Source organism: Pseudomonas sp. BF-B-26 (assembly GCF_019956495.1).
Taxonomy (GTDB): domain Bacteria; phylum Pseudomonadota; class Gammaproteobacteria; order Pseudomonadales; family Pseudomonadaceae; genus Aquipseudomonas.
This window is the reverse complement of sequence record NZ_JAHBDP010000087.1, coordinates 28007-48090: the sequence shown is the minus strand read 5'-3', so window position 1 is coordinate 48090 and position 20084 is coordinate 28007. Positions and strand designations below refer to the sequence as shown.

At 57.7% G+C, this 20084-nt stretch carries 19 protein-coding genes; 11 read left to right on the top strand and 8 right to left on the bottom strand.

From position 1 onward, the window contains the following. On the top strand, positions 1–364 hold a 364-nt coding region (locus tag KGB03_RS19625; RefSeq protein WP_223528413.1), incomplete at its 5' end, for a hypothetical protein. 418 nt (positions 365–782) lie between these two features. Here KGB03_RS19625 and chrA read toward each other — a convergent pair. Both chrA and KGB03_RS19615 read right to left on the bottom strand, forming a co-directional pair. Beyond that, positions 783–2141 (bottom strand): chromate efflux transporter, encoded by a 1359-nt coding sequence (gene chrA / locus KGB03_RS19620; protein ID WP_218536074.1) that lies wholly within the window; start codon positions 2139–2141, stop codon positions 783–785. Then, positions 2134–3078 carry a chromate resistance protein ChrB domain-containing protein gene (locus KGB03_RS19615; RefSeq protein ID WP_223528411.1) on the bottom strand — a complete coding sequence of 315 codons (945 nt, stop codon included), beginning with the start codon at positions 3076–3078 and terminating at the stop codon, positions 2134–2136. Before KGB03_RS19615 ends, chrA begins: the two co-directional genes overlap by 8 nt. A gap of 189 nt (positions 3079–3267) precedes the next feature. On the opposite strand from KGB03_RS19615, the gene KGB03_RS19610 reads away from it, so the two are divergent. Continuing rightward, positions 3268–4557: an NAD(P)/FAD-dependent oxidoreductase gene (locus KGB03_RS19610; RefSeq protein WP_223528408.1), complete on the top strand. Its 1290-nt coding sequence runs from the start codon at positions 3268–3270 to the stop codon at positions 4555–4557. A gap of 38 nt (positions 4558–4595) precedes the next feature. On the opposite strand, the gene KGB03_RS19605 is transcribed toward KGB03_RS19610, so the two are convergent. Further along, complete coding sequence (locus KGB03_RS19605) at positions 4596–5609, bottom strand: acyltransferase family protein (RefSeq protein WP_223528406.1); 1014 nt, start codon at positions 5607–5609, stop codon at positions 4596–4598. Positions 5610–6042: 433 nt separating this feature from the next. On the opposite strand from KGB03_RS19605, the gene KGB03_RS19600 reads away from it, so the two are divergent. The 3 genes from KGB03_RS19600 to KGB03_RS19590 all read left to right on the top strand — a co-directional run bounded on the left by KGB03_RS19600 (position 6043) and on the right by KGB03_RS19590 (position 9449). After that, entirely contained in the window at positions 6043–7137 is a 1095-nt protein-coding gene (locus KGB03_RS19600; RefSeq protein WP_223528404.1) for an alpha/beta hydrolase, read from the top strand. Between the two features lie 61 nt (positions 7138–7198). Then, positions 7199–8254, top strand: a complete 1056-nt coding sequence (locus KGB03_RS19595) for an alpha/beta hydrolase (RefSeq protein WP_223528402.1) — start codon at positions 7199–7201, stop codon at positions 8252–8254. Between the two features lie 19 nt (positions 8255–8273). Beyond that, on the top strand, positions 8274–9449 hold the full coding sequence (locus KGB03_RS19590; protein ID WP_223528398.1) for a cupin domain-containing carboxymuconolactone decarboxylase family protein: 1176 nt from the start codon (positions 8274–8276) through the stop codon (positions 9447–9449). Here the strand turns inward: KGB03_RS19590 and KGB03_RS19585 are convergent. Then, positions 9437–10330: a LysR family transcriptional regulator gene (locus tag KGB03_RS19585; RefSeq protein WP_218536087.1), complete on the bottom strand. Its 894-nt coding sequence runs from the start codon at positions 10328–10330 to the stop codon at positions 9437–9439. The two genes, KGB03_RS19590 and KGB03_RS19585, sit on opposite strands and share 13 nt — an antisense overlap. Positions 10331–10569: 239 nt before the next feature. On the opposite strand from KGB03_RS19585, the gene KGB03_RS19580 reads away from it, so the two are divergent. From KGB03_RS19580 to KGB03_RS19555, 6 genes are all read left to right on the top strand, one after another. Further along, a complete protein-coding gene (locus KGB03_RS19580) occupies positions 10570–11481 on the top strand; it encodes a TauD/TfdA dioxygenase family protein (protein WP_223528396.1) in 912 nt (303 codons plus the stop codon). Between the two features lie 35 nt (positions 11482–11516). After that, positions 11517–12623, top strand: coding sequence for an ABC transporter substrate-binding protein (locus KGB03_RS19575; RefSeq protein WP_223528393.1), 1107 nt, complete (start codon positions 11517–11519; stop codon positions 12621–12623). Positions 12624–12627: 4 nt separating this feature from the next. After that, complete coding sequence (locus tag KGB03_RS19570; RefSeq protein WP_223528390.1) at positions 12628–13533, top strand: ABC transporter permease; 906 nt, start codon at positions 12628–12630, stop codon at positions 13531–13533. After that, positions 13530–14315, top strand: coding sequence for an ABC transporter permease (locus tag KGB03_RS19565; RefSeq protein ID WP_223528387.1), 786 nt, complete (start codon positions 13530–13532; stop codon positions 14313–14315). Before KGB03_RS19570 ends, KGB03_RS19565 begins: the two co-directional genes overlap by 4 nt. A 25-nt stretch (positions 14316–14340) precedes the next feature. Beyond that, complete coding sequence (locus KGB03_RS19560) at positions 14341–15105, top strand: ABC transporter ATP-binding protein (protein ID WP_223528384.1); 765 nt, start codon at positions 14341–14343, stop codon at positions 15103–15105. 64 nt (positions 15106–15169) lie between these two features. Continuing rightward, positions 15170–16501 carry an LLM class flavin-dependent oxidoreductase gene (locus KGB03_RS19555; RefSeq protein WP_223528380.1) on the top strand — a complete coding sequence of 444 codons (1332 nt, stop codon included), beginning with the start codon at positions 15170–15172 and terminating at the stop codon, positions 16499–16501. 73 nt (positions 16502–16574) lie between these two features. Here the strand turns inward: KGB03_RS19555 and KGB03_RS19550 are convergent, their stop codons facing one another. The 4 genes from KGB03_RS19550 to KGB03_RS19535 form a co-directional block, all read right to left on the bottom strand. After that, positions 16575–18434, bottom strand: coding sequence for an ABC transporter ATP-binding protein (locus KGB03_RS19550; protein WP_223528377.1), 1860 nt, complete (start codon positions 18432–18434; stop codon positions 16575–16577). A gap of 137 nt (positions 18435–18571) precedes the next feature. Beyond that, on the bottom strand, positions 18572–18754 hold the full coding sequence (locus KGB03_RS19545; protein ID WP_081757405.1) for a DUF1289 domain-containing protein: 183 nt from the start codon (positions 18752–18754) through the stop codon (positions 18572–18574). Positions 18755–18807: 53 nt separating this feature from the next. Continuing rightward, positions 18808–19725: a CDF family Co(II)/Ni(II) efflux transporter DmeF gene (gene dmeF, locus KGB03_RS19540; protein WP_223528375.1), complete on the bottom strand. Its 918-nt coding sequence runs from the start codon at positions 19723–19725 to the stop codon at positions 18808–18810. A 23-nt stretch (positions 19726–19748) separates the two neighbouring features. Beyond that, a complete protein-coding gene (locus KGB03_RS19535) occupies positions 19749–20024 on the bottom strand; it encodes a metal/formaldehyde-sensitive transcriptional repressor (RefSeq protein ID WP_069900955.1) in 276 nt (91 codons plus the stop codon). Positions 20025–20084 lie beyond the last annotated feature (60 nt).

The following is a 20084-nucleotide window of genomic DNA, read 5'->3' as shown; positions in this document are numbered from 1 at the left end:
CGGTAACGGTGGTGGTAATGGGGGAGGCAACGGAGGTGGTAACGGCGGCGGCCACGGCGGCGGCATAGGCAGCGGTCACAGCGGTTCAGATCACTCCGGCGGTGCTAACAGTAACGGCCGCGGCGATGGCCTGAGCAGTGATCATGCCGGCAAGGCTGTTCGCGACCATGGTGTAAGCGGAAACCACTACGGCAATGATCGTAATAGTGATCGCGGTCATGGCCAAGCGACTTCAGGCATCGCCCATTCCAAAGATACTCACGGTGTGACCAAAGCCAGTGCAATCTCGGCCACGACGCCTGGCGATCACAACACGAAAGGGTTGAGCAAAGCCGGGACATCGGTATCGAAAAAGTCGCACTGATCAGTCATAACGGCTGATAGGGAAGTACAACAGACTCAGCGGCACAGCCAGCCGCACGCTTGAGCTCAATTGGACTTCTTCGGTGGGTAGCTACCGCGTAAGCCCCCGGACGGGGTGCCTGTCTTACTCGGCAGGGCAGGCACTACCGGGCGAGATCTGGGTTGGGGGTTGGAGCGGCTCCGGGGTTGAGGTTGTTTGCTCATTGTTTGCCTCCTGACTTTTCCGGGTTTCGCGAAGGCTTCCTGATAAAGCTTAGCTGCTTGCTGCGATGCCCTGCATCGTTCGGCAGTGGGTGGACAGGCTGCAAGCGACCAAGCCTTGCAGCACGAACCCCAAAACAAAACGGGCGCCCGACAAGGCGCCCGTTTTCGTTTATTTCACCGCCGGCGCCCGCAAGCGTCGGCCGATCACAACCTCTCTAGCGCAGCAGATGCACCGCCAGGCCGACAAGCGCGCAAGCCATCAGCACCTGTATGACGCCCCGTTTGAAGCGGAACAAGGCAATTGCCGCCAAAATGGCGATCAGTGCAGAAGGCCAGTCGAGGTTGCCGCTGAAGCCTTGCGGCCACAGCACGTGATAGCCGAAGAAACATGCCAGATTGAGGATCACTCCAACCACCGCCGCTGTGATTGCGGTAAGCGGTGCCGTGAATTTGAGTTCGTTGTGAGTCGATTCCACCAGTGGGCCCCCGGCAAGGATGAACAGGAACGAGGGCAGGAAAGTGAACCATGTCACCAGGGTGGCTGCGACAGCGCCGGCCAGAAATACATGATCGGCGCCGAACACTTGTGAGACGTACGCTCCAACAAACCCGACGAAGGCCACCACCATGATCAGCGGGCCTGGTGTGGTTTCCCCCAGTGCCAAACCGTCGATCATCTGGGTCGGGGTAAGCCAGCCATAGTGACCGACCGCACCTTGATAGACATACGGGAGGACTGCATAGGCCCCGCCAAAAGTCAGCAACGCGGCCTTGGTAAAGAACCAGCCCATCTGGGTCAGGGTGCCTTCCCAACCAAAGAGGACAATCAAAATACCCATCGGCAAAGCCCAGAGCACGGCGCCAATCAGGGCGAGCGATGCCAGCTTGAACCCGCTGAACCTGGCATGTTCCGGGGATGGAGTGTCGTCATCGATCAAGGCTGGGCCGTAGGACTTTTTGGCAGCGCCATGGCCCCCGGTTCTGAACTTTTCAGGTGCCAGACGCCCTCCGACATAGCCGATTAACGCTGCCCCCAATACGATCAGCGGGAAAGGAACATTGAACGCGAAGATCGCGGCAAATGAAGCGGCTGCTATCGCCCACAGCCAATTATTCTTCAGCGCCCGAGAGCCGATTCTATGTGCCGCCTGCACCACGATGGCCGTCACGGCGGGCTTGATCCCATAGAAGAGGCCAGCCACCACGGGCACTTCGCCGAACGCGATGTACATCCACGATAAAGCGATCAGGATGAACAGTGAGGGCAGCACAAACAGCACGCCGGCGATCACTGCGCCCCAGGTCCGATGCATCAGCCAGCCGATGTAAGTCGCCAATTGCTGAGCCTCTGGCCCAGGCAGCAACATGCAATAGTTGAGCGCATGGAGAAAGCGTCGTTCGGAGATCCAGCGCCGACGTTCTACCAGTTCCTGATGCATGATCGAAATCTGTCCTGCGGGCCCGCCGAAACTGATGAAGCCGAGCTTCAACCAGAACCAGAGTGCTTCACGCAAGCTGACGGCCTCCGGCCTCGATAGATCCCCTTCAACCGTTGATGGCAAAACCTTACTCATTGGGTTGTTCCTCTTTCACAAACTCGGCGAGCAGGCCGTCGAAGATGGCGCTCGCAGCAGCCAGCAAGTGGTCGTCATGGGGAATGGTTTCGCGTAGTCCTGCCAGCACGCGCTCGATGCCGGCCGCCTCCAAAGGCTGAATGCCGCCGATATCGAGATAGTGCACCAAGGCCGCGATGCGGTTCAGGCCGGGCTCTTGAAGCTCAAAACGGGCTTGCAGGGTTTCGAAGGTCACGCGATTGCCGACATGACTGAAGGTCGCATCATCAAAGTCAAAGCCCAGCGCGTCTGCCGGACAGTCATGTGGAGTATTCAGCCAGAGGATCCGGGCTTGAGGATCAATGAAGCGCCTGATCAACCAGGCACAAGCCAGACGGTCAACCCACGGACGCTTGCGCGTTGCCCAGACACGACGTTGATAGTCGCCACGGTTGAGTGCCGTTATCGGCTCGTCGCGGCTATGGGGTTCATCCGCAGACAACGCTCTGCTGGCAGCCGTCTCAAGCTCCTGCAACGCTGAATCAATCTGCTCCTTGGGCTTGCCTGGAAAATAATCGATGTTGGAGAGTTGATCGTAGTTTTTGCGCAACTTGCGAATGTGTTTGGTGATGGCCAACGCGTTTTCAGAATTGAGCTGCCCACGGCACGCTTCAATCTCTGCGCGTAGCTTGCTGTAGTCATCACTACGGTCGAACAACTCGACAAAGCGCTCACCCTGCGGATCGACCACAGGCAGGATGTAAACAGTGCCATTGATAGAAAGAATGTCGCGTTCGACAGACGCCAGCGCTTCACGACAGACACCGGTATCAGGCAACAGATAGGCACCATCGCGCAAAACCACCGCACCTGAGGCTTTCAGAGCACGCCAGGCTCGCATGCGTTCGGTGGCATTCGCGGTGGGTAAAGCGAGAATCAGTGTCAGCCAGTTTTTCATGTAGAGAGTGCTATTTATTTTGTAGTAGTTATTACATTAACGGTGTTTTTGGCGGTTGGAAAGCCATCCTTTCTGCGTCTACGCTCCGTTTCTATCGGTGCAAGGGGGCGGTGACTTGTGCCCTACGTCCAGGACTTTCTATTGCAACCAGGCGATTGAATAAAAACGCCGTCGAGGCCACATAAATTTATGAGCACTGATTACCAGCAAACCTATTATGAAACCACGGCCGACATCACCCCCTATCCCGCCCAATCGGGTCGTGTCGATACTAAAGTGTGCATCCTCGGTGGTGGCCTGGCAGGCCTGTCGACCGCACTCGGGTTGGCGGAGCGTGGTATCAATGACGTCGTTGTTCTGGAATCTCATCGCATCGGCCATGGTGCCTCGGGGCGTAATGGCGGCTTCGTCTTCGGAGGCTACAGCCTGGGAAACGCTGACCTTCTCGCCACCCTTGGCGTTGAAGAGGCGCAACGCCTTTACCGGTTGACGCTTGATGCCGTTGAGTTGATCCGTAATCGAATCAAACAATACGCTATCGATTGTGACCTGGTTGACCAGGGGGTGATTCTGGCTAATTGGTTCAACGACCCGTCAAGACTTGAAACACCGCGAAAACTGATGAGGGACGTCTATGGGGTTGACTGGGAATACCTGCCGCCAGGCCAGTTGAAAGAGCTACTCAAGACGGAGCGCTATTTCGGCGGCCTGTTGGAGCGCAACGCTTTCCACTTTCACCCTCTCAAGTACGTGTACGGCATTGCTCGCACGGTGGCTGAATTCGGTGTGCGTATCCATGAGCAATCATCCGCCCTGAACATCGAGAGGCGTGGAAAGAAATATGTTGTGAACACCGAAGGCGGGGAAGTGCATGCCGAGCATGTCATTTTCTCCTGTGGCGGATACGCGCGCGGCGTTTATCGCCCGGTTGAACGTGCAGTGCTACCCATTGCCACCTATGTCGTTGCAACCGAACCGCTCGGGGCCCGTTTGAACGATGTTATTGACTGTGAATCAGCGGTCTACGACACGCGGTTCGCGTTTGATTATTACCGGCCGCTTCGCGACAGCAGGCTACTGTGGGGAGGGCGGATTTCGGTGCTCAATCGGAGCCCGGAAGCGATCGCCAGTCTGCTCAAAACAGATCTTTTAACCGTCTATCCCCAGCTGGAAGGTGTAAAAATCCAGTATTCCTGGGGCGGGTTGATGAGTTATGGCCGGCATCAAATGGCCCAGATTGGCCAAGATGATGCTGGCGTCTGGCACGCCGTAGGTTTTGGTGGTCATGGCATGGCGCCCACGACGGTGGCGGGCGAGGTTCTGGCTGACGCAATCGCCAAGTCCATTCCGATTCCCGAAGGTTTCGCCAAGTTCGGGTTGACCCGTACTTTTGGTCTGGCCGGTCTGGTCGCCGCGCAAATGACCTATACCGCCTGCCAGGCGCGAGATGCTTTCGACGCTCTGCGCCTTAACAAGTAACGGCAGCCTATCGTGAAGGCCCGCAAACGACGGTGGATTCAACCGGCCGATGTAACAGGTTGGCTAGCGACTTTCTTGGAAAGTTTCTTACCAAAAGCAATCCACCATTTTTCATAATAGAAGGTCGAGATATGCGCGGTGATAAAAATGGCGGCGAACAACAAAGGGCGCTTCAAATATTTTATAACGGTGTCTCCGCTACCCAGCCAAGTATCTATTAGCAGCGGATGAACAACGTAGAGAGCGTACGAAATAGTGGCGATATAAAATAGAGCGCGATTATTCAGAAGCTGGGCAGCGCGTGTCTGACTATTGAGTAACGTACTCCCCACCATTGCTGCGGCAAGATAGGGGCGGAAATAATTCATGAAGCCCGCGTCAGGATGACAGGACAAGATAAACAGGAGTAATAAAAATAGTTGCGTGATCCATGTTTGTGTCGGAAGTTTGTCAAGGATGTTGCCCAGTCTGTTGTTGTATATCAGTGCCAGTATGCATCCGGAAAGTATTTCATCAATGCGGTAATAAGTGTTGATTGCGACATGCACTTCATTCATGACCCGGTACATGGTGACGGCGATGCAGAGAGCAGGAATCATCAATACCCACTTGTTTCTCATCAGAACGACCAGCAAAGCGATGGCGAAATAAAACTGGACCTCCATGCACAAACTCCATAGGTGGCCGTTTACACTGCCAAGCCACATGGGCGGCCAGTTGGCAACGAACAGAAAGTTTGCGATGTAGACATCCGAAGTGCTGTTCATGACAGGTAACGCAATGAGCATGTACAACCAGGCGAGCGGCACAATCCGAAAGACTCTGCGGATTAAAAAATCAACGACGCTGCTGTTATTGAGCAGAAAATTTGTTATCAGGAAACCTGATAGCGTAAAAAATATAGCCATTCCCATTACGCCTGCGGCGGCATTAAATTGCCAGGCCTTTGGGCTAAGTGGTAGCAGATGGCACGCCAGGACAAGCAAGATGCTTATGCCGCGCCATCCATCAAGTACGCTGTATCGAGAGCCCGCTACGGAACTACTATTCATATTGGCATCCCGCTCTTGGGTCGATAGGGGGCATTCTATAAAGGCAGTGCTGCGTCTGAAATGTCTGAATTCATATAAAAACCCAGTAGTTACAGCGGTGCAGCATTTATGAAATCAGACCATTTAAGTGTGTAGTCTAGGACAACTTTTGCACTTTACACTTCGTGCCATGAAAAAATTCCAGGCGTGAGGAGTTCGCTAATTGACTGGATTTTTGACGTTGCTTGTTTGACGTTGCTTGATAGCGCTAAGTGAATCGCCGTCTTTTTGGTACATACCCTGACCGGCGGTTTTTGACCGATTGTTGTCTGTTACCAAGGACAGGCATCGTACTTATGTGAATTTGGTATTAGTGCTATGTGATTAGCGCGGTTTATCGATTAATCGTTGAAAGGTAATTTGCTTCTCGGCGAATTCAAATCGAGAGCAAGCCATGATTCAGAAATTCATCCGCCAAAACATGCCCGCTGCTGCAAAGGCCGGCAGCCTTTGTTTCGCACTGGGTGCCAGTGCGTTGGTCAGCGCTGACGATCACGCCCCGCTGATCATCAAGGATCAGGGCAGCCTCATCGCCGGCGGTGGATTGATCACCCAACCGGGAACCTTCGACCCCTACAAACCGTTGATGCCTGATGGCCAGACCTATCATGGCGACCATGTGTATGCGTTCTATCAGGTTCCCGTCGACGCTCGTCCGCTGCCGATTCTCATGCTGCATGGCGCGGGGCAGTCCGCGAAGTCCTGGGAGACGACGGCCGACGGCCGTGAAGGGTTCCAGAACATTTTCCTGCGGCGAAGATTCTCCACGTACCTGATCGACCAGCCGCGCCGTGGCGATGCGGGACGCAGCCTGGTTGAAACGACGATCAAACCGGTGCCGGACGAGCAGCTGTGGTTCAACCAATTCCGCATCGGCCTGTGGCCCGAAAGTTTCAAGGAGAGCCAGTTTCCTCGTGGGCCGGCAGCCCTTGAGCAGTTCTTTCGGTCGATGACGCCCAATACCGGGCCTTACGACATTGAGGTCGTCTCCAATGGCGTTTCCGCGCTGCTGGAAAAGACCGGGCCGGCCATCTTGTTCACACATTCTCAGGGCGGCGGCCCCGGTTGGCTGACGGCGATCAAGAGCCGTAACGTGCGAGCCATCGTGGCATTCGAACCGGGCAGCAGCTTCGTGTTTCCAGAAGGTGAAGTGCCCGCACCGATTGCCAGCGCGTTCGACACGCTCTCGGGTCAGGCCGTATCGGCGGAACAGTTCAAAGCACTGACCAACATCCCCATCGTTATTTTCTACGGCGACAACATCCCCGACCAACCGGTTCGGTTACCGGCCCAGGACAGCTGGCGCGCGCGGCTCGAGATGGCGCGCCTGTGGCGCGATACGGTGAATCGCCATGGCGGTGACGTCAGGCTCGTACACCTGCCGGAGATCGGTATCAAGGGCAATAGTCACTTTCCTTTTTCGGACATGAACAACGTCGAGATCGCTGATCTGGTTTCGCAGTTTCTCGCTGAAAAAAATCTGGATTGACCAGGAGCGCGGCGATATCGGCCAGCCCTCTCACACACTTGAAATGTCAGGAGTATGCCTAATGATGCGAACTACGCTGAAGGCCACATTGATGGCTGCCATGATCGGAATGTCGGGCGTCGAAGCCGAGGCGGCGGACTACAAGCAGAACCCATTCACGTTGACCTACGGTGGCGCGCTGACCAAGAACGAACCGGGCAAGGTCAACATCCACCCGGTCACCTACAAACTCAACGGTCTGGACATTGCCGCCAACGTATACACCCCGGCGAACTATGATGCGGCGAAAAAATACCCGGTCGTCGTCGTGGCGCACCCCAATGGTGGGGTGAAGGAACAGGTCGCGGGCCTGTATGCCCAGCGTCTGGCGGATCAGGGCTACATCACGATCACGGCGGATGCGGCGTATCAAGGGGCCAGTGGGGGTGAGCCGCGCAATGTGGACAAACCGACGCATCGCATTGAAGACATCCATGGCATGGCTGATTTCATTGCCCGCTATCCCGGCGTCGACAGCAAGCGCCTGGGCTTGCTCGGTATTTGCGGCGGTGGCGGTTATTCATTGGCGGCGGCGCAAACCGACAAGCGCTTCCAGTCAATTGCGACCTTGAGCATGTTCAACTCTGGGTTGGTTCGCCGTAATGGCTACCAGGATTCGCAGCTGTCGACGATTCAGGAACGCTTGCAGCAAGCGTCGGCGGCCCGGGCCCAGGAAGCGGCGGGGGGAGAAGTCCTCTACGTCGGTGATGCCAGGCTGACTGATGAACAGATCGCCAAGCTGCCGTTTGATCTGTATCGACAGGGCTTCGAGTACTACGGCAAGACCCACGCTCACCCTAACTCGACTTTCCGTTATACCCAGAGCAGCTTGATGGACCTGATGAGCTTCGATGCCACGGATCAGATCGAGCTGATCGACCAGCCATTGCTGATGATCGCTGGCAGCAAGGCCGACAGCCTGTACATGTCGCAACAAGCCTATGCCAAAGCCACCGGCACCCAGGACAAAACACTGTTCACCATCGATGGCGCGACCCATATCGACACCTACTGGGTGCCTGCGTATGTGGACGTCGCCATGGACCAGTTGACCGCGTTTTACGCCAGAACGCTCTGACTTGAAGGGATACGTCCTCATGAAGAACACCTTGATAGGCATCGCGGTGTGTGCCGCGGCCCCCTTCGCCGACGCCGCCGGTGCAGACAATGCCAGTGAATCCCGCCGGACCGAGCAGCAGATCAACCGGGCGGGCACTCAGGCTGCGGTTGCGGGACCTGCGGACTATTTCACCGGGCGAGTTCGCGTCGATCCTTTGTTTCCCGTCACGGACGAGATTAATGCTTCCGGCGCTTATGTCAGTTTCGAACCGGGCGCTCGCTCGGCCTGGCATACCCACCCCGCAGGACAGCGATTGGTCGTGACTTCTGGCGTGGGGCGGGTCCAGGAATGGGGCAAGCCGATACAGGAAATCCACCCCGGCGACGTCATCGTCTGTCCTCCGGGCGTCAAGCACTGGCATGGCGCCGCTCCGGCGAGCGCCATGACGCACCTCGCCGTCACGGGGTCGGTGGATGGCAAGAGTGTGCAATGGCTGGAGAAAGTGACCGACGAGCAATACAACGCCCAAGGTTCGGTGGCACCGAAAGCCGAGCCTGCGACCCCACCGGTGTCCGAGACGCTGTCCGCCAAGCAACAGGCCATCCCGTTGATGGCCGCCGCCATGGCCACGAGCAACATGTCCGGGCTCAATGCCGCGTTGAATCAGGGGCTGGATGCGGGCCTGACGGTCAGCGAGGCGAAGGAAATTCTGGTGCAACTCTACGCCTACAGCGGTTTTCCACGCAGTCTCAATGCGCTTGGCGAGCTGATGAACGTGGTCGAGGCACGCAAGCAACGTGGCATTCAGGACGATCCGGGGCGTGAGCCCGGTCGGGTCATTCCTGTCGGCGATGAACTCCTGGCGGCGGGCAAAGCCAATCAGACGCGAATCGCCGGTGCGCCGGTCCAGGGCCCGTTGTTCGACTTCGTTCCGGTCATCAACCAGTACTTGCAGGCGCATCTGTTCGGCGACATCTTCGAGCGCGATAACCTGGACTGGCAAAGTCGTGAGCTGGCCACCGTCGCTGCTTTGGCCGTCACTCCCGGTGTCGAGTCGCAACTGCGCTCGCACATGGCTGCCAGCCTGCGGGTCGGCCTGACGGCAGCGCAGTTACGTCAGCTGGTTCAGCTGCTGGCTGAGCAAGGTGATGCCGCTGCGGCCAAGCGTGCCGGTGAAGCGCTGGATCGCGTCCAGGCTGATCAACCCAAATAGCGCAGGGCTTCGCGCAGCAAGGTGAAGGCCGGTGAACTCTGGCGCCGGCTCGGATAATAGAGGTGGTAGCCAGAGAAGGGTTCGCACCAGTCTTTGAGCACGTGAACCAACCGACCTTGCGCTACATGCTCCAGCACCAGGTCCTCCGGCATATAGGCCAGTCCCAGTCCCTGAAGGGCCGCCTCCAGGCGCATGGCGATGTTGTTGAATACCAGTTGGCCTTCGACCCGCACTTTCAGCTCTTGCCCGTCTTTTTCGAACTCCCAGAGGAACAGGCCGCCGTAAGTCGGCATACGCAGGGTGATGCAGTTGTGCACCATGAGATCACTCGGGATGACCGGCCTTGGATATCGGGAGAAATAAGCCGGGGAGCCCACCACCGCCATGCGCATGTCAGGGCCGATGCGCATGGCGATCATGTCCTTGGCCACTTGCTGGCCCAGCCGTACGCCGGCGTCGAAACCCTCCGCCACGATGTCGGTAAGGCCATAGTCGACGATGATTTCGATATTCAGATCGGGATTATCGGGCAGCAGCTTCGCCAGCACCGGATGCAACAACGTGATCGCCGAGTGCTCACCTGCCGTGATGCGTAATTTGCCGGCCGGTTTGTCGCGGAACTCGCTGAGCAACGCCAGTTCACTGTCGATTTCTTCAAACCGGGGGGCGATAACCCGCAGCAGATGTTCGCCAGCTTCGGTGGGGGAGACACTTCGAGTGGTGCGAGCAAGCAACCTGACCCCCAATCGCTCCTCCAGCTGGCGCATGGCCCGGCTCAAGGCCGGTTGAGACATGCCGAGCCTGGCCGCCGCGCGGGTGAAACTACGCTCTTGGGCCACGGCCGAGAAGATCGCGAGTTGGTCGTAGCTTTCGACGGTCATTTATACGCCCCTGTAATAAACCGTCTGCGATTATGCCATCTGCGCGATAGATGGTCGATGCAACACAACATAAAAAGTTATGAGCTAATAACCGGTCGCTTATATCTGTTAACTCATTTTTATAGTGGCTTAGTTATAGGCTCGATCTTCTATCTTTAGAATAAATGGTGATTAGTCACAGCTGCTTTTATGTCTTTATGATTGGTCCCACAACAACTCGTGAGACAGGAAGTGGCTCGATGACAATTCAAATCAAACCCGTTGCTGGTCGAATCGGTGCGCAACTGGAAGGGGTGAAATTGGGTGGAAACATCAGCGCTGAGCAATTCGAAGTTATTAACCACGCGCTGCTGAAATATAAAGTGCTGTTCTTTCGCGACCAACATCTGGATGACGCCGAGCACGAAGCTTTTTCCCGGCGTTTCGGTGATCAGGTACCGCATCCGACCGTACGTTCCGCCGAGCAAAGTGCCGCCATCCTGCACCTGGACGCCAAGGAAACCCGAGCCAATTCCTGGCACACCGATGTGACCTTTGTTGCTAATTATCCGAAGATTTCCATCTTGCGCGGTGTGGTTATTCCACCGTATGGCGGTGACACGGTGTGGGCCAATACCGCAGCGGCTTACAGCGACTTGCCCGAGCCATTAAAACAACTGGCAGACAGTTTGCGTGCGTTGCACACCAACGTATATGACTACGCGGCGCCCCGTAATACGGACGAGTCGGGCATCAAACGTTATCGCGAACAGTTCACCGCCGAAGTCTATGAGACCGAACACCCTTTGGTTCGAGTGCATCCAGAGTCGGGCGAAAGAAGTTTGTTGTTGGGGCACTTTGTCAAACAGATTCAGGGCGTCAGCCATAGCGATTCGAAACAACTTATTCGCTTGTTCCACGACCGTATTACCCATGTCGACAACACCGTGCGCTGGCGCTGGCAGGAGGGCGACGTGGTGATCTGGGACAACCGCGCCACGCAGCACATCGCGATTAACGACTATGGCGATGCCCAACGAATCGTGCGCCGAACCACCATCGACGGTGATGTGCCGGTTGGCGTTGACGGTCGCTTGAGCCAAGCGCTCAAGCCAAGCCCGGAGACCCGCTCGCCGAAAACCGAAGCCGATAAAAAACACCTCGCTGCGTAACAAACGAGTCTCATCGACACAAGGAAGGTTTCTATATGGAACTCAAAGGTATCCCCCTGTTTCACAAACGTCGCATCGCTGCAGTCCTGGCTGCGCTGCTTGCAATACCCCTGGCGCAGGCCGACGTATTGCGCATTGGTGTCGCGACGGCCGGCGGCGGTGACCCGGTAACGTTCAGTGGCTCGACCTTGGGCATCGTGCGCAATCAGCAACTGCTGGAAAAGGCCTTCGCTGGAACCGGTACCGAGGTGCAATGGTTCTTTTTCAAGGGGGCTGGCCCCGCGGTAAACGAAGCCTTGTCGAACCAGCAACTTGATTTCGCCTACCAGGGCGATCTGCCCGCAGTCGTCGGGCGTTCCAATGGGCTGGACACCAAACTGCTGGCCGCACTGGGTGTACGTGCCAACCTTTACCTGGCCGTTCCCAAGGGCTCTGAAGTCAAAAGCATCGAAGACCTGAAAGGTAAAAAGGTGGCGGTCTTTCGTGGAACCAACGGCCACCTGGTGACGATCAATCTTTTGGCGGCGCATGGTCTGACCGAGCGCGATATCAAGGTCATCAACCTCGATACCGGAAGCACTCAGGCCGCATTGGTATCCAATGGCGTCGATGCCGCCTTCGGCGGCCGCGAATTGTTCAAGCTTCGCGATCAAGGCCTGATCGACATCGTTTATGACAACCCCACTCAGGATGTGCGCTACACCCGGCAGACTGCACTGGTGGTTCGGGGGGCCTATGAGAAAGAACATCCGGACAACGTGCAAAAGGTTGTCGATACGCTGGTGGATGCGGCGAAATGGACTTCGGATGACAGCCATCGTGAGGCTGTCTTCACTGAATGGGCCAAGAGTAATGAACCCGCAGAATCACTCCGCGCCGACTTCACCGGCGTAAGCCTCAGGGATAAAGCCTCGCCTCTGGTCGACAACTTTTTGCTTGGTCGCTATCAGGCCGTGGCGGACCAGGCCAAGGAAGAAAAACTCATCCGTCGCCCCGTCAGCATCGATGGCTGGTTCGAGACGAGCTACTTGCAAAAATCCCTGAAAACCAAGGGGCTTGAACACTACTGGACGCCCTACGGTCCGGATGGCAAACAGCCGGCTGGCAATGCAGTAGCGGCCGCGACCAAGCAAGGGAGCTAGGCAAATGGCCAGGGCACAGACCGTCAGATTAGAGCCGTACGCGACGCCGGCATTACCGAGCGACAACGTCAAACGCTTGCCACCGTCACCGGCTCGTTCAGTACGCAAGGTAGAGGTGCGGCGCACGTCAGCCTGGTCCTTCAATCTGGGTGATAAAGCCTTGCCCTGGCTGCTGCCGCTGGTGTTGTTCGGCTTATGGTACCTGGGGGTGGAACGCGGTTGGCTTTCAGAGCAGGTGCTGCCACCGCCAGCCTACGTTTATCAAACCCTGTCGGACCTGGTCACCTCCGGTGACCTGTGGCTGAACGCTTCCGCCAGCTTGCAACGGGTGGTCGTCGGATTTGCGTTGGGTGCATTCGTCGGCATAGCGCTGGGCTTGGCCATGGGACTGTCCAGAACGGTAGAGGATTATCTGTTACCCACCTTCAACGCGTTGGTGCAAATACCGGTACTGGGCTGGTTGCCGTTTGCCTTGCTGCTGTTCGGCATCGGCGAGACGCTCAAGTATGTGCTGATTGCCAAGGCGGCCATGGTGCCGATCACGCTGTGTACGTTGCAGGCTTTCCACCAGGCGCCCAAAGGGCTGTTGGAGGTCGGCCGGGCCTACGGCTTCAGTCGTCGGCAAAGCGTCACCGCCATCGTCTTGCCGGCGGCTATTCCGACGCTATTCACGGGTTTGCGTCTGGGTTTCACCAAAGCCTGGTTATCGCTGGTCGTGGTTGAGTTGGTGGCATCGAGTGAGGGGCTGGGTTACCTGATTGTCTATGGGCGCCAGCTGTTTCAACTGGACCTGGTGATGGCGGCCGTTGTGGTGGTCGGTGCTCTCGGCCTATTGATAGACCGCGGTTTCGACTACCTGGAACAACGCTTGAGTCGCGGTCGGCCAACGGCCGGGGGGCGACTGTCATGAGTGCGATCATGTTGGTCGGTAGCCGCAGCCGTCGATATCGAGGATGGGTCTTGCCCATTGCCGCCATTGCCGTGTGGTGGCTGGCTTCGAGCCAGGGCTGGAGCCAATCGGGCTTGCTCGTTTCGCCGGAAAAAGTCGCCACCACGGCCTGGGATCAAATTGCCTCGGGCAAATTCTGGCGGGCCATTTCTGCCAGCCTGGCGCGTAACCTCAGTGGTTTTTTTATCGGTACCACGCTCGGCCTGGTATTGGGTTGCCTGCTGGGCCTGTCGCGGTATTTCCAGCGTCTTGTCGGTCCGAGTTTCAATACCTTCAAACAAATCTCTCTGTTCGCCTGGATCCCGTTGATCTCGGTGTGGTTCGGCCTGGGCGATGTGGCCAAGGTGGTGTTCCTGTCACTGGCAGCGCTGGTGCCGGTGGTGGTGAATACCTGCGACGGTTTACGCAATGTCCCACCCAACCTGTTGGAAGTGGCGCGGGTATACCGCTTCACCCGTTGGCAAACCATCGTCGGAGTCATGCTTCCCGCCGCCTTGCCGTCGATTTTTACCGGGATTTACCTGGCGCTGGTCTATTCCTGGCTGGCGACCATCGGTGCCGAATACCTGCTGGTATCGGGGGAGGGGATCGGCAACACGCTGATTGATGGCAGCGAACATTTCATGATGGACCTGGTGTTATTTGGAATGGTGGTTATCGGCCTGGTGGGCTGGGGCCTCAACGCATTGGCCCGGACACTTGAGCAGCGAATGCAGCGCCTGTACGGCATCGCTCCTCGTTGATTGGCACTTTCAAAAGGATTGCAACATGCTCAACAACAGCCTGACCCTGGAAAACATCAGCAAGCGTTTCGCTTCCCGACCGGGCAGTTCGACTCAATTGCAAGTACTCGACAACATCCACCTCGACATCGCTCCCGGGGAGTTCATCAGCATCGTCGGTGCCAGCGGCTGCGGCAAATCCACGCTGTTGCGACTGATTCTTGGACTGGACGAAGAATACGACGGGCGCATCCTGCTGGATGGCAAACCCATCGAAGGCACTGGCCTGGAACGTGGCATCGTATTTCAGGATCACCGCTTGTTCCCCTGGCTCAATGTGGAACAGAACGTCGCTGTCGGCCTCAAGAACTCACCCCTGAGCGCCGGGCAGAAACGCGACACCGTGCGCGAGCACATTGAACTGGTCGGCCTGCAAGACTTTATCGATGCCTACCCTCATCAGCTATCCGGCGGCATGGCACAACGCGTGGCCATCGCCCGCGGTTTGGTCAATCGCCCGAGCGTGCTGCTACTGGATGAACCGCTCGGTGCCCTCGATGCCTTGACCCGTGCGCGCCTGCAGGGCGAGCTGCAAAACATCTGGCTCAAGGAAAAAATCACCATGATCCTGGTCACGCACGATGTTGATGAGGCGGTATTCCTGGGTGACCGCGTGGTGGTGATGCAGCCCAACCCCGGCCGCATCCGGCGCATCCTCGACATCGATCTGCCGCGTTCACGCAACCGCAGTGACAGCCGCTTCATTGCCCTGCGCGACGATGTGCTGAGCGATTTTGCCGAGCTGCACTGAGACTCCGCGCCTGACGTCGCGCGCAGGCTTGATGTTCACACTCAATTTTTTCAGGGAACGGGAAATGTCCGAACGCCAGCTCAGCCTCAATCTGTTTATCTATCCGAACGGCCATCACGAAGCGGCCTGGCGTCACCCGCAGTCGGTGCCGGAATTGTCCATGGACATCGGCTATTACCAGCAACTGGCACTGCGCGCTGAACGCGAGAAACTCGATGCGATTTTCTTCGCCGATTCGCCGTCACTGGCTGAAAGCGGGCATGAGGGGTTGCGCATTCGTTTCGAACCCATCACCTGGCTGGCAGCGATTGCCGCAGTGACCCAACGCATAGGCCTGATCGCCACGGCCAGCACGACCTACAGCGAACCCTACAATCTGGCCCGCTCATTCAGTGCGCTGGACCACCTCAGCAAGGGCCGCGCCGGCTGGAACATCGTGACCACTTCCATGGCCGCTGCAGCCGCCAATTTTGGTCTGGATAAACATCCCTCGGCCTCTGACCGCTACGCTCAGGCCGAAGAATTCGTGCAGGTGGTCGGTGACCTGTGGGACAGCTGGGAGGACGATGCGCTGGTGCTGGACAAGACAGCCGGGGTGTTTGCCGATGGTGACAAGGTGCATGCGATCAACCACGTGGGTACCCACTACAAAGTAAAGGGCCCGTTCAACTCTCCGCGCTCGCCACAGGGGCGGCCGGTGCAGGTGCAGGCTGGGTCTTCTGAAGATGGCCGTGATTTCGCGTCCAGGCATGCCGAAGCGATTTTCACCGCGCACCAGACCCTGCAAAGCGCGACTGAATTCGCCAACGATATCCGTGCTCGGGCGAAGGCGGCGGGGCGCGATCCTCGCCAGCTGAAAATTCTCCCGGGCATCAGCCCCTACATCGGTAGCACCGAAGCCGAAGCCCAGCGCAAGTTCGAGGAGCTCAACGAACTGGTGCTGCCGCACATCTCGTTAGGTCAGCTACGCCGCCTGTTGGGCGTCGACCTGACCGGCCAGGATCTGGATACGCCGTTCCCGCGCCACCTGATCAACTTCGACAGCAGCGAAAGCCAGTCAAGCCGTTTCAAATTGATCATCGACATTGTCGACCGCGAGAAACCGACGCTGCGCCAACTGATCAATCGCCTGGCGGGTGCTCGTGGGCATTGGGTGCCGGTCGGTACGCCGGTGCAGATTGCAGACTTGATCGAGCAGTGGTTCCGCCGTGGTGCCGCCGATGGTTTCAACGTGATGCCGCCAGCATTCCCCGAAGGCTTTGAAGTGTTCCTCGATGAAGTGCTGCCGATACTGCGAAAGCGTGGCCTGTTCCGCAGTGAATATTCGGGTAGTACGCTGCGCGAGCATTACGGCTTGAATCGCCCGGCTTCGCGTTTTTCCCTGAAGTCCGCCTGAGCGAGGGGCAGATCGGCCTGGCTGCAACCGGACTCAAAGCCGCCGCTTGCAGATCATCCTGGGCCGGTCACGCTCATTCCTGATCCATAACCTCGGTCACCCCCAGGTCCTCACCCAGGAACCCGCCACTCTGATGGTGCCACAGCCGCGCATAGAGGCCGTTCCTGGCGAGCAATTCGGTGTGGGTGCCCTGTTCGATAATGCGTCCATCATCCATGACAATCAGTCGATCCATCGCCGCAATCGTGGACAGCCGATGGGCGATGGCGATGACGGTTTTGCCCTTCATCATTTCGTCGAGGCTTTCCTGAATGGCCACTTCGACTTCCGAATCCAGCGCGCTGGTAGCCTCGTCAAGTAGCAGGATCGGGGCGTTCTTGAGCATCACCCGGGCAATCGCGACGCGCTGGCGCTGGCCGCCCGACAGCTTGATGCCGCGCTCGCCCACCAAGGTGTCGTAGCCGCTGTGACCTTGCCGGTCGCTCAGTTGGCTGATGAACTCATCGGCCTGGGCATTGGCCGCGGCACTGCGGATTTGTGCGTCGCTGGCATCGGGTCGGCCGTAGGCGATGTTGTCGCGAATGGAGCGGTGCAGCAGGGAAGTATCCTGGGTGACCATGCCGATGGCGCTACGCAGACTGTCTTGTGTCACGTGCGCAATGTCTTGCCCATCAATGCGAATCTGCCCGCTGTCGACATCATAGAAGCGCAGCAGCAAGTTGATGAGCGTGGATTTGCCCGCGCCGGAGCGGCCGACCAGGCCGATTTTTTCGCCCGGGCGAATGTTCAGGCTCAAGCCATCGAGCACCTGGCGTTCGCCACTGTAGTTGAAGCTCACATTGTCGAAGGTTACCGCGCCGCCGGAGGTCACCAGCACGCCTGCGTTCGGCGCATCCTGCACCTTGGGGCCGCGGGTCAGGGTTGTCATGCCATCCTGCACGGTGCCGATGCTCTCGAACAGCGAAGTCATTTGCCACATGATCCAGTGCGACATGCCGTTGATACGCAACGCCATGGCGGTAATCGCCGCCACGGCGCCGGTGCCGACTTCGCCCAGGTGCCACAGCCAAAGTGCATAACCGCCGGCTGCCATGATCAGCGCCACCACCAACGCCTGGTTAACGATCTCGAATTGGCTGACCAGGCGCATCTGGCGATAACCGGTCTGCTTGAAATCCTCCATGGCCGCGCGCGCGAAGTGCGCTTCACGATTGGAATGGGAGAACAGTTTCACTGTCGTGATGTTGGTGTAGGCGTCAGAGATACGTCCGGTCATCGAGGAACGCGCATGGGCCTGTTCCTGTCCGACCTTCCCCAAGCGGGGCACGAAGTACAGCATGGCCAGCCCGAACAACACGATCCAGGCAATGAAAGGCAGCATCAGTTTCAGTGCGAAGCCGCCGGCCAGCGCGATGATCGCGATGAAATACACCCCGATGCCGGGTGCGATCTCGATAAGGGTGAACAGCACGTCGCGCACGGCCAGCGCAGTCTGCATCACCTTGGTGGTGACCCGGCCGGAGAACTCATCGGAAAAGAACGAAAGGCTTTGCCGCAGCATCAGGCGGTGGAAGTCCCAACGCAGCCGCAACGGCAGATTAATCGCCAATATCTGGTGCTGCACCATGGTACGCAACGCCACCAGCCCGATGCTCGCCACCATGACGATGCCCATGCCCCACAACACGCGACTTTCCTGCGCCGCCGCATCACCACCGGCTTGCCAGGTCGAGAGCAGATCTACGACCTGACCAAGGAAAGAAAACAGCCAGGCTTCGTAGATCGACACACCGGCACTGAGCAACGCAAACGCGAGAATATAGCCACGGGCGCCCCGTGTGCACGCCCAAAGGAACCGAGCCAGACCTTCGGGTGGCGGAGGGACTTCGTCGGGCGGGAAGGGGTCGAGTCTTTGTTCAAATGCGCGAAGCATGGTGGTCTCCGAAACGATCAAGTGAAGGAGAGTCTGCCATTTAAACGTTGCTTTGAGGGTTATGTGGGTTGGCGGGGCCAAGAGGGGCGCTCTCGGAGCGCCGTTCTTGACCCGAAGCGGTCAGCCAGGGCGAGTGACTATCCGTGTGTTTTCTTCAGTCCTTTCAAGCGCACATTCGCCCTTTGCACAGCGGCCATTTTTTCAGGCCGCTTCATGCGTTTCCACTTTCTGATGTCTTCCTTGCTTCGTCCGCAACTCACACACAGATCACCACTCAGCTGGCAAACGGAGATGCAGGGATTTTCGATTTCTTTAGCCATTGTCAGTTACCTTTGGCCCACACGTGATTGAGTCAGGCGATTGAGGCGCGCAATCATGCCAGTCGAAACTCGACCGTCAGATGACTGACTTCGTGAACCGGTTTGAGACGTTCACGAATGCTGTCGGCGCTAGCAGTGGCCTCACCCAGGACGCTGACGATGGCTGCATGCGCTTGCGGTCCAACACGCCAGACGTGCAAGTCCGTGATGGTGGCATCCCCCGGTTTCTCGACCAGTTCGCGGATTTCCTCGGCAACGTGCGCATCGGTCTGATCCAGCAATACACCTGCTGTAACCCCCATCAAGGTCCATGCCCAACGCGCGATAACGATGGCGCCGACGATGCCCATGACCGGGTCCAGCCAAACCCAACCCAGATACCGGCCGGCGAGCAGCGCAGCAATGGCCAGAACCGAAGTCAGCGCGTCCGCGACGACGTGGACGTAGGCCGATTTCAAGTTGTTGTCGTTCCCGTGATGGGCATGGCCATGATCATCATGATCGTGCCCATGACTGTGCCCGTGACCCAGCAGAAGGGCGCTGACAATGTTGACGACCAAACCGGCAATCGCGATGAGCGTAGCGGTGCCGAACTGAACTTCCGTCGGCTGCAAGAGGCGCATGACAGACTCAACGCCAATCCCCAGGGAGACCATACCGAGAATCAGCGCCGAGGCGAACCCGCCCAAGTCTCCAACCTTTCCGGTACCGAAACTGTAGCGCTGGCTGAAAGCATGACGTTTTGCGTATCCGTAGGCGGCCGCCGCGATGCCCAATGCGCCGGCATGGGTCGCCATATGAAAGCCATCGGCCAGTAACGCCATCGAGCCAGTTATATAGCCGGCGGTGATCTCGCCAATCATCATCACAACGGTCAGTGCCACAACCCAAAGCGTACGCTTGGCATTTTCGTCGTGCGCTGAGCCAAGGAACACATGGTCATGTGAGTGGTGGTTGATGGTGCTGCTCATCCTGAGTGTGTCCCTGGACGCGTTCACTTGGAGTAACGGCGAATGGCTTCAAGAAGCTCTTCGACGCCTTTGTTACGCTCTTCTTCGCTGAGCGCAGGGTTCGCAACATGCTCCCGGGCATGCTCTTCGATGATTTCCTCCATCAAGCCGTTGATAGCCCCGCGAGTGGCGGCAACAAGGTGCAGTGTTTTGGCGCAATCGAGATCCGATTCCAATGCCCGTTCAACGGCCTGGATTTGTCCGGCGATACGTTTTACGCGTTTGAGAAGATCGTCTTTGTTTGCTGCGATATGACCCATGGATACCCCCCCTACCTATGTGCCGCGCATGATAGGCATACCCCCTATACCTATGCAAGG

Coding starts and splice junctions, on each gene's coding strand:
- chrA (WP_218536074.1), bottom strand. CDS start 2,141: ATGAGTAAGGTTTTGCCATCAACGGTTGAAGGGGATCTATCGAGGCCG.
- KGB03_RS19615 (WP_223528411.1), bottom strand. CDS start 3,078: ATGAAAAACTGGCTGACACTGATTCTCGCTTTACCCACCGCGAATGCC.
- KGB03_RS19610 (WP_223528408.1), top strand. CDS start 3,268: ATGAGCACTGATTACCAGCAAACCTATTATGAAACCACGGCCGACATC.
- KGB03_RS19605 (WP_223528406.1), bottom strand. CDS start 5,609: ATGAATAGTAGTTCCGTAGCGGGCTCTCGATACAGCGTACTTGATGGA.
- KGB03_RS19600 (WP_223528404.1), top strand. CDS start 6,043: ATGATTCAGAAATTCATCCGCCAAAACATGCCCGCTGCTGCAAAGGCC.
- KGB03_RS19595 (WP_223528402.1), top strand. CDS start 7,199: ATGATGCGAACTACGCTGAAGGCCACATTGATGGCTGCCATGATCGGA.
- KGB03_RS19590 (WP_223528398.1), top strand. CDS start 8,274: ATGAAGAACACCTTGATAGGCATCGCGGTGTGTGCCGCGGCCCCCTTC.
- KGB03_RS19585 (WP_218536087.1), bottom strand. CDS start 10,330: ATGACCGTCGAAAGCTACGACCAACTCGCGATCTTCTCGGCCGTGGCC.
- KGB03_RS19580 (WP_223528396.1), top strand. CDS start 10,570: ATGACAATTCAAATCAAACCCGTTGCTGGTCGAATCGGTGCGCAACTG.
- KGB03_RS19575 (WP_223528393.1), top strand. CDS start 11,517: ATGGAACTCAAAGGTATCCCCCTGTTTCACAAACGTCGCATCGCTGCA.
- KGB03_RS19570 (WP_223528390.1), top strand. CDS start 12,628: ATGGCCAGGGCACAGACCGTCAGATTAGAGCCGTACGCGACGCCGGCA.
- KGB03_RS19565 (WP_223528387.1), top strand. CDS start 13,530: ATGAGTGCGATCATGTTGGTCGGTAGCCGCAGCCGTCGATATCGAGGA.
- KGB03_RS19560 (WP_223528384.1), top strand. CDS start 14,341: ATGCTCAACAACAGCCTGACCCTGGAAAACATCAGCAAGCGTTTCGCT.
- KGB03_RS19555 (WP_223528380.1), top strand. CDS start 15,170: ATGTCCGAACGCCAGCTCAGCCTCAATCTGTTTATCTATCCGAACGGC.
- KGB03_RS19550 (WP_223528377.1), bottom strand. CDS start 18,434: ATGCTTCGCGCATTTGAACAAAGACTCGACCCCTTCCCGCCCGACGAA.
- KGB03_RS19545 (WP_081757405.1), bottom strand. CDS start 18,754: ATGGCTAAAGAAATCGAAAATCCCTGCATCTCCGTTTGCCAGCTGAGT.
- dmeF (WP_223528375.1), bottom strand. CDS start 19,725: ATGAGCAGCACCATCAACCACCACTCACATGACCATGTGTTCCTTGGC.
- KGB03_RS19535 (WP_069900955.1), bottom strand. CDS start 20,024: ATGGGTCATATCGCAGCAAACAAAGACGATCTTCTCAAACGCGTAAAA.